At 28.0% G+C, this 7,778-nt stretch carries 9 protein-coding genes; 1 reads left to right on the forward strand and 8 read right to left on the reverse strand.

Features of this window, described 5'->3' with window-relative positions:
- Positions 1-3: 3 nt before the first annotated feature.
- From ELQ07_RS05005 to ELQ07_RS05025, 5 genes are read right to left on the reverse strand one after another with little or no spacing between them, the layout of a single operon-like run.
- Positions 4-636 (reverse strand): YggS family pyridoxal phosphate-dependent enzyme, encoded by a 633-nt coding sequence (locus tag ELQ07_RS05005; protein ID WP_087684595.1) that lies wholly within the window; start codon positions 634-636, stop codon positions 4-6.
- A gap of 34 nt (positions 637-670) precedes the next feature.
- Positions 671-1,420, reverse strand: coding sequence for a flagellin C (flaC, locus tag ELQ07_RS05010; protein ID WP_087684593.1), 750 nt, complete (start codon positions 1,418-1,420; stop codon positions 671-673).
- Between the two features lie 38 nt (positions 1,421-1,458).
- Complete coding sequence (locus ELQ07_RS05015) at positions 1,459-1,929, reverse strand: DUF4149 domain-containing protein (RefSeq protein ID WP_057042779.1); 471 nt, start codon at positions 1,927-1,929, stop codon at positions 1,459-1,461.
- A 12-nt stretch (positions 1,930-1,941) separates the two neighbouring features.
- Complete coding sequence (locus ELQ07_RS05020; RefSeq protein ID WP_134224823.1) at positions 1,942-2,757, reverse strand: HemK/PrmC family methyltransferase; 816 nt, start codon at positions 2,755-2,757, stop codon at positions 1,942-1,944.
- Positions 2,754-3,941, reverse strand: a complete 1,188-nt coding sequence (locus ELQ07_RS05025; RefSeq protein ID WP_134224824.1) for a M48 family metallopeptidase — start codon at positions 3,939-3,941, stop codon at positions 2,754-2,756. The genes ELQ07_RS05020 and ELQ07_RS05025 overlap by 4 nt, the downstream gene beginning before the upstream one ends.
- Positions 3,942-4,068: 127 nt before the next feature.
- Here ELQ07_RS05025 and ELQ07_RS05030 point away from each other — a divergent pair, with 127 nt between their 5' ends.
- A complete protein-coding gene (locus ELQ07_RS05030) occupies positions 4,069-4,254 on the forward strand; it encodes a molybdenum cofactor biosynthesis protein (protein ID WP_088303884.1) in 186 nt (61 codons plus the stop codon).
- Here the strand turns inward: ELQ07_RS05030 and mog are convergent.
- The 3 genes from mog to ELQ07_RS05045 all read right to left on the reverse strand — a co-directional run bounded on the left by mog (position 4,251) and on the right by ELQ07_RS05045 (position 7,665).
- Positions 4,251-4,793 carry a molybdopterin adenylyltransferase gene (mog, locus tag ELQ07_RS05035; protein ID WP_088303883.1) on the reverse strand — a complete coding sequence of 181 codons (543 nt, stop codon included), beginning with the start codon at positions 4,791-4,793 and terminating at the stop codon, positions 4,251-4,253. The genes ELQ07_RS05030 and mog overlap by 4 nt on opposite strands.
- Positions 4,794-4,813: 20 nt before the next feature.
- Positions 4,814-5,797, reverse strand: coding sequence for a magnesium/cobalt transporter CorA (corA, locus tag ELQ07_RS05040; protein ID WP_052785398.1), 984 nt, complete (start codon positions 5,795-5,797; stop codon positions 4,814-4,816).
- Positions 5,798-5,910: 113 nt separating this feature from the next.
- Complete coding sequence (locus tag ELQ07_RS05045) at positions 5,911-7,665, reverse strand: hypothetical protein (protein ID WP_052799588.1); 1,755 nt, start codon at positions 7,663-7,665, stop codon at positions 5,911-5,913.
- Positions 7,666-7,778: the final 113 nt, after the last annotated feature.

A 7,778-nucleotide genomic window follows, 5' to 3' on the forward strand; every position in this document is an offset into this window, starting at 1 on the left:
TTCTTACTTAAGATTTTTAAATAAAATACTTCCAAGTCTTACTAAGTTAGATCCGCATTTTATAGCAATTTCAAAATCATTACTCATCCCCATAGAGCAAATTTTAGCCCCATGTTTTTGAAGAATTTCATAAATTTTAAATGTAGTTTCAAAGCTTTTTATAATACTTTCTTTATCTTGGCTGTGTGATCCTATACTCATTACGCCACAAAGATTTAGATTGGAGCATTCTTCTTGTATTTGTAAATATTCTTCTACAGCTTGATTTGGATCTAGACCGCTTTTGCTATTTTCATTTGCACTATTGATTTCTAATAAAGTATTTAATTGATAATCAAGTCTTTTGTCCATAGCTTTAGCTATTTTAATACCATTACAAGAGTGCCATAATATAGGTTTTTGTTTGATTAAGAGATTGATTTTGTTGCTTTGTAGAGTTCCTATAAAATGCCACTTTATGTCTAATTTTTTTTCATCAAGATTTTCTTTTTTTTGTGCTAGAGCTTGGACTTGATTTTCTCCAAATTCTACTATACCTTGATCAAAAAGCTTTTCAATTACACTTGCATCGATATACTTGCTTGCGGCTACAAGACGAACGTTTTTGGTTTTTTCTAAAATTTGCTCTAAAGTCATTTGATAAAGAAATAAGCCCTATTTAGGGCTTATATTATTGTAACAAATTAGCAATTTTGCTTTGAAGCTGTATGTTGGATTGCGCAGCAACAAAAGCAGCAGCATTTTCTTTTAGATAATTGGCATTAAAATCATTAACATTTTTTGCCATGTCATTATTTAGTAAATTATTTTCAGCTGCTTTTGAGTTGATGCTGTTTTGAACACTTGCATTAATATTTGATGTAATGGCATTGATACCTGAGCCTATTTCACTTCTTAAACTTCCAAGTTGATCCATAAAATTTGTAATACTATCTTGATTATCTATGCTTAATCCACCTGTTGCTAATGGATTTAAATTTGTAGTTTCAGTTCCGCTACCTACTACAAAATTCATAGTTTGAAAGACATTTTTTCCATTATAAGTTGCATTATTAAAAGAATCATTGATGGATTCTTGTATGCGTGTTGCTTCTGTTCTTAGCATTCCTTTTTGAGAATCATTAAGTGCAGCATTGTTCATTTTTACTGAAAGTTCATTAAGTCTATCTGCGCTTTGAGAGATATTGGTAAGGCTAGCATCTGCAATTTGTAAAACCCCTATAGCATCATAAGCATTTGCGACACCTTGATCTATAGTGCTTGATTGAGATCTTAAAGAATCAGCAATAGCTAAATTAGCACTATCAATTCCACTTATTGCGCGAACAGCTGCAATATTTTCTAAAGCTTTATCGCTAGCTTTTTGTGCATTGTTTAAATAATAATTTTGTTGCATCATAGTTGCATCAGAGATCATCATGGCCTACTCCTTCTCTTTTGGATTTATTTAATATTTTATCATTTTTTTGCTATTTTAAAGCTTAAGAAATATAAAAAAACTTGCATTATCAAGATGATTTTAATCACCACTTCACTTGCATTATGGATACTGATAAATTCTTGAGTTTTTGTAGCGTTTTCGCCTAAGTTTTGGAGTTCAATTATGGTATTAGTAAAATAAAAAACAAATATTAAGCTTAAAATCAAAATAAGCAAACTCAGCATAAATTTTGAAAATTTTATTTGAAATTTCATTTCATCTTTTATAAGAGAATAAATTTCATATAAAAAATTAACCGCTGAAACAAAAATCAGTAAATATCCCATTTTAATAAAAATTTGCGTCATCATTAAGCCACTTTGAAAATGGCTCAACACTCCTTCTCCTATAAGATTTTGAGGAAAAAAAATTGTTGGTGCAACAACTATTCCTAGTATGAGTTCAACCCCTATGATGGAGGCAAGTAAAAATAAATTAACAGCTTTCAAGAGTTTCTCCTTTTATTTTTTATCATAACGCATATTTGTAAATTTAGCTACAAAAGCACGATTATAACCTTGTTCATCTTTGAAAAAATCAACAATGAAATTATTTTGATATAAAATTTTTTCCAAAATTTCTTTTTGATCATAGCCAAATTCGCAAGCTAAAAATTTAACTTTTTTATCAAGGGAAAAATGTATGATTTCTTCTAGAATTTCATATCCTTTTTCTCCGCCAAATAAAGCCTCTTTGGGTTCTTTTTGCACCCAAATATCTATAGGATATGAATTTTTAATATAAGGTGGATTTGAAAAAATAAAATCATAATTTTCTTTAATTTGCTTAAAATTACAAAGTTTAAAGTCAATCAAGTGATCGACTTTGTGTAATTTGGCATTCTCTAAAGCTAATTCTAAGGCTTTGGGATTGATATCACAGGCTGTGATTTTTAACCCAAGTTCTTTGGCTAAAACAATGCTTAAAATTCCGCTTCCAAATCCTATTTCTAAAATCCCATTAAAAGTATTTTTTTTGCATAAATTTAAAATTTGAAAAAGTAAAATTTCACTATCGTAGCGAGGGATTAGAACGCCTTTTTTTATCTTAAATTCTAAGCCCCAAAAATCCACTTTTTCAAATATATATTCAAAAGGTTCTCCAGATTTAAAACGCTTTATAAGCTCAAAATAAGGTTCATGATCTATTTTTATATCTTGGTTTAAAAATAACCAAGCTTTATCTTTTTTTAGATATTCGCAAAGCATAAATACAGCTTCATTTTCATAACCTTTTAAGCTAGATTTAGCTTCCATAAGAGCATTTTTTATAGTCAAGAAAGAGCCTTGATTCTATCACTAATACTTGGATGACTGAGATAAAAAAATGTATATATTTTACTTGTTTTGATAAAAGCTTTATTTTCTCTTGCTAGAGCTATCAATGCATTTTTCATATCTTCTTTGCTTGTAACTTTAGCTCCGTGTTGATCAGCTGCAAATTCATTTTTTCTACTTAAGGCATTAAGCATAGGAGAGATTAAAAAGCTAAAAATATTTGCAAAGATAAATAAAAGAGCGAACACACCACCATTTACTGCTTCTAGATGACTTTCTAAGTAAACAAATTCAGGTAAATTTGCAAAAACAAAAAAAAGTAAAAACATAGTTATAGCGCCGTTAAATAAAGCTTTGATAATATCCTTATGAACAAAATGTCCAAGCTCGTGTCCTAAAACAGCTAAAAGTTCTCTTTCATTTAAGGCTTTTAATAATGTATCAAAAAGCACCACTCTTTTGCTTTTAAAAAGTCCACCAAAATAAGCATTTAAACGCTTATCTCTTTTGCTTGCATCAATAACATAAACCCCATTTGCACTAAACCCACATTGTTTCATTAAAGAGCTGATTTTTTTCAGTAAATTTTCATCGTCTAGTTTTTCCATTTTATTAAAAATAGGTGCTATCAAGGTAGGGTAGATGAGATTTATAATCACTATAATACAAAAGGCAAAAATAAAGGCCGCAATCCACCAAAAAGTTCCAAAAAAATCATAGCAAAAAAGCAAAGCATAAAGGATTAAAAATCCAAATATTAAAGTTAAAATAAGACTTTTCATAGTATCTTTGATAAAAAGTTTTACAGTCATATTTGAAAAACCATGGGCTTTGTCTTTGATAAAACTTTCATAAATACTTAAAGGTAGATTTAAAATACTTGTGATTATCAAAAAAAATAATAAAAATAAAGTATTTTCAAAACGAGTGTTGCTTGAGATAAGCAATTCTTTAAGATATAAAAATCCAAAACCTATCCATGCAATACTGATGATTAAATTATAAAAATTGGAAAATAGTTTAAATTTTTCATTTTCGATGGCAATATTTGCTGCATTTTGATAGTCTTTTTCGCTTAAAATTTGAGCTTGTTTGTCTTTTTCTCTTTCTAAGAAATGAATTTGAGTATAGGAAATCCAAGATAAAAGTGCTGTGTAAAGACATAAAATTGCAATTAAAGTCATTATTTTTCCTTGATTAGTTTTTTGCAAATTCTAGCTTAAAATAATGAAATAAAGTTAATAGTTTAAAATCTAAAATAATATTCTTTTCAACTAAGTTGGTGTATATTTATAAAAAAAGGATTAAAGAATGTTTTTTAAGAAAAAGATTTCACAAAAACAAAAAGAAAAGCCTAAAATTCCAATCAATAATGCGATTTTAGATGACAGACTTTGTAAGTTTAAAAATAAAGTGCAAAAGATAAGCAAAGATAAAGCTTCGGCAAGTCTGCTTGCTAGACAATTAAGCAGACTTATCAGAGCTAATAAATTTTAATTTTGACATTTTTTCTTAGGGCGAAAAACCTTAATAACTTCATCATTTGCTTCTATATAAGCACCTTCTATTAAATCAATGCAATAAGGTATAGCTGGAAAAACAGGCTCTAGACATTCTTTTATAGCTTTAGGATTTCCTGGTAAATTAATGATAAAAGATTTATTGCGAATTCCTGCACTCTGTCTTGAAAGTATAGCTGTTGGCACATATTTTAAACTTTCTAAGCGCATAAGCTCTCCAAAACCTGGCATCATTTTATCGCACACGGCTTCCGTAGCTTCTGGGGTTACATCACGAAGTGCTGGACCTGTACCTCCGCTTGTAACAATCAAATCGCATTTTTTTTCATCTGCTAAATAAAGTAATTTTTTAATGATTAAATCATAATCATCAGGGATTAATTCTTTATGATAAATAATATCATTTTTTATATATGAATTTAACACTCTTTCAATTTCAGCAGTAGCTTTATCTTCATATATGCCGCTACTTGCTCTATCGCTTAGGGTTAAAATTCCTATGTTTATTCTATCCATTGTTTCTCCTTAATAAATTTTTATAACCATCCTTTTTTCTTGAAAACAACCAAAGGTAAAATGATAGAAATTACCATCACACCAAGTACTATGGGATAAGCATAGTGAAGTTCAAGTTCTGGCATGAATTTAAAATTCATACCATAAACAGTTCCTATTAAAGTAGGTGGCATCATGGCAACAGTTGCAACGGTAAAAATTTTAATGATTTTATTTTGTTCTATGTTGATTTGGCTGGCTAAAATGGTTTGAATATTGTCTAAAATATTAAGTTGCGAAACACTAAATTCAACCAAAGAATTTAAGTCTTTTAAAACTATAGTGAGATTTTGTTTTATATCTTTATCGATTTTATCACTTTTTAGCAAAGAAGTCATAGCACGACGTTTATCAAATAAAGAATCTCTTACACGCATATTAAGCTCTTGTAAACTTGAAATATCCTTTAGCATTTCATCATAACTATATTCATCTTTTTTTTCTAAAACACTTGTTCTTAAGCGTCTTGCTTCTTTATCTATCCATTCTAGCAAATCCGCATCTTTTTCAACACGCACTTCAAACATTTTATCAATAATATCAAAACCATCTTCAAAATTCTTCGGACTAGCTAAAATCCTTGCTTGAATTTCTTCAAAAGTGCTAAATTCGTTATATCTTATAGTAAATAAGATATTTTTAGCTGTAGCAAAAGTAACAATTTCTGTGCGAAGCTTGATTAAATTCCTATCTTCTTCATTGCTTTTAAGATCTCTTACTAAAAAATGAGCATTGATGGTTATTGTTGCATTATCTTCCCAATATTTTGCACTAAGTTCTATTTCTTCTCTTTCTTCTTTTGTAGGAAATTCAAGATTAAACTCACTTGATATAAAAGCAATTTCCGCTGCACTTGGATGAAGTAAATCAATCCACAAAATATTTTGTGGTAGTTCTTGGCTATCGAGATTAAAGTTGATTCTTTGAACTAAAGCATTTTGAGTTTTGATATAAACATATAGCATAGTTATTCCTTATTTTTAACTTTAAAATTATACCTTGATTAGTTTAAAAATCAATTTTTTAATTTTTGCAAATCAAAAACCAAATTTTCCATCTAAAGCTCTTAAACTAAGCTTTAGTTTAAAATATCTTTAATCAGTTTTTGCAAATTCCTTTTTGTTTCTTCTTGTTCTTTTATGATAAAACATTTTGCTTTTGGCCAAAAATAACTTTTAGGATTTTCAAATTTTCCCCAACGCCAATCAAACCTAGGATGTAAAAGAACTATAGTAGGAATATCCATAGCTAAGCTTAAATGTGCTATAGCACTATCAATACTAAGCATACAGTCAATATCATATAAATAATTTAGAGTATCATTCCAATTTTTTATAAGCTTGCTTCTATCTTCTATTTCCTTAGGCAATTCTTCTTTTAATTGCATTTGAAAAGAAATGATTTCATAATCTAAGTCTTTTAATATATTAAATAAAAATTCAAATTTTACATTTCTTAATAAATCAGAATTTTCAGCATTAGGAGTAGCATAAAAAATACCAAGTTTTTTTCTTTGATTATGCGGTTTTTTCTGTGGCAATATAGGTGTTTTTAATCGTGAAATCTCATTAAGCTTAATATCAATAAAAAAAGGCAAAGAGCAAATAGGAATAGCATAATCAAAATTTGTAGGTAGATTTTTTAAAACCTTTATATTTTTAAAAATATCATCATTTTGATTTAAAAATTTGATTTGATTTTTAAACATTTCATACATGGCACTTTGAGGAGCAAATAAAACCTTTGAAGCGATTTTACAAAGTTTTTTTAAGCATCTTGCATACATTATAGTATCGCCAAAGCCTTGCTCGCAAAATACCAAAACTTCTTTATTTTTAAAAGCATCAACGCCAAATTTATTAAAAGCTTTTATGCTTTCATTATAATGATAAGTAGAAAAAGTTTCATTATGAGCATAAAACAATCTGCTTTCATAATATTTTTTGCCCTCTTCAAAATTATCATCCACTCCCATACGCATCAAAAGATAAGCCAAATCAAATTGATAGGTTGCATGAGAATCCAAGCTAAGACATTTTTTATAAGCATGATAAGCTTCTTGATAGTTTGAGTTAAATTCTAATACCTTAGCATAGTTTTGCCAAAACTGTGCATGGTGTTGATTGGCTTCTTGTAGTGATTGAAAAAGTTCTAAAGAATCAGATATTCTAAAAAGCTTAAAAAGCAAGTATGCTTTTTGGGGTAAAATTTGATGAGTTAAAAAATCTTCTATTTTAGAAATGGTAATATTTTCTTTGGTTTTACTATGAAGCCTATCTTCGAGTTTGACTAAATTAAGATTGGTTTGTTCAGCAATGATTCCTTTTTGTAGTTTATCAATCAAATCTTGCATAAAATGACACAAGTGTTCATGTGCATTTAATGCCTTAGTAAAATCATGTTTAAAATAAATTTCTGCATAATTTTTCCATAGATTAAGATTATACATATCTTTAGAAAGCAATTCTTTGAAAATTTTTTCAGATTCTTCTAGTTTGTTGCTTAGTTTATAAACAAAAGCCAATTCTAACTTAAGTTCATCTTCTAAATCATCTTTGCGAGTTAAAAGTGTTTGTAATAAATTCAAGGCTTCATCAAGTCTTAAATTTTCAATATAGCTTTTAGTAAGCATAAGACCATTAAAACTTGTAGGATTTAAAGAAAAAAGCTCTTGAGCATAATATAAAGCTTTTTGAAAAAGAGAAAGTTTATAAGAAGAAAGCGTAGCAAATTCTAAAGCAAATTTTGGACTTTCTTTTAAAAATTGCTCACTCAAGTTTAAACATTTTTCATAATTAGCATTAAAATAATAATAATGAATTTTATCAAACATATTTTTCCTTGATAGTTACATTAAAATCTAATATTATCTTATAAGCTGCATAAAAAGATAATTATATTTTTATAAAATTAAATAATAAAACAAAAATAAAAAAATAAATACAA

It is taken from the genome of Campylobacter sp. US55 (assembly GCF_004378955.1).
GTDB lineage: Bacteria > Campylobacterota > Campylobacteria > Campylobacterales > Campylobacteraceae > Campylobacter_D > Campylobacter_D jejuni.

Excerpts from the sequence above, each read along its gene's own strand:
- flaC (WP_087684593.1), bottom strand. The coding sequence starts at position 1,420 with ATGATGATCTCTGATGCAACTATGATGCAACAAAATTATTATTTAAAC.
- ELQ07_RS05030 (WP_088303884.1), top strand. The coding sequence starts at position 4,069 with ATGTTTTTTAAGAAAAAGATTTCACAAAAACAAAAAGAAAAGCCTAAA.
- ELQ07_RS05045 (WP_052799588.1), bottom strand. The coding sequence starts at position 7,665 with ATGTTTGATAAAATTCATTATTATTATTTTAATGCTAATTATGAAAAA.
- ELQ07_RS05005 (WP_087684595.1), bottom strand. The coding sequence starts at position 636 with ATGACTTTAGAGCAAATTTTAGAAAAAACCAAAAACGTTCGTCTTGTA.
- corA (WP_052785398.1), bottom strand. The coding sequence starts at position 5,797 with ATGCTATATGTTTATATCAAAACTCAAAATGCTTTAGTTCAAAGAATC.
- ELQ07_RS05025 (WP_134224824.1), bottom strand. The coding sequence starts at position 3,941 with ATGACTTTAATTGCAATTTTATGTCTTTACACAGCACTTTTATCTTGG.
- mog (WP_088303883.1), bottom strand. The coding sequence starts at position 4,793 with ATGGATAGAATAAACATAGGAATTTTAACCCTAAGCGATAGAGCAAGT.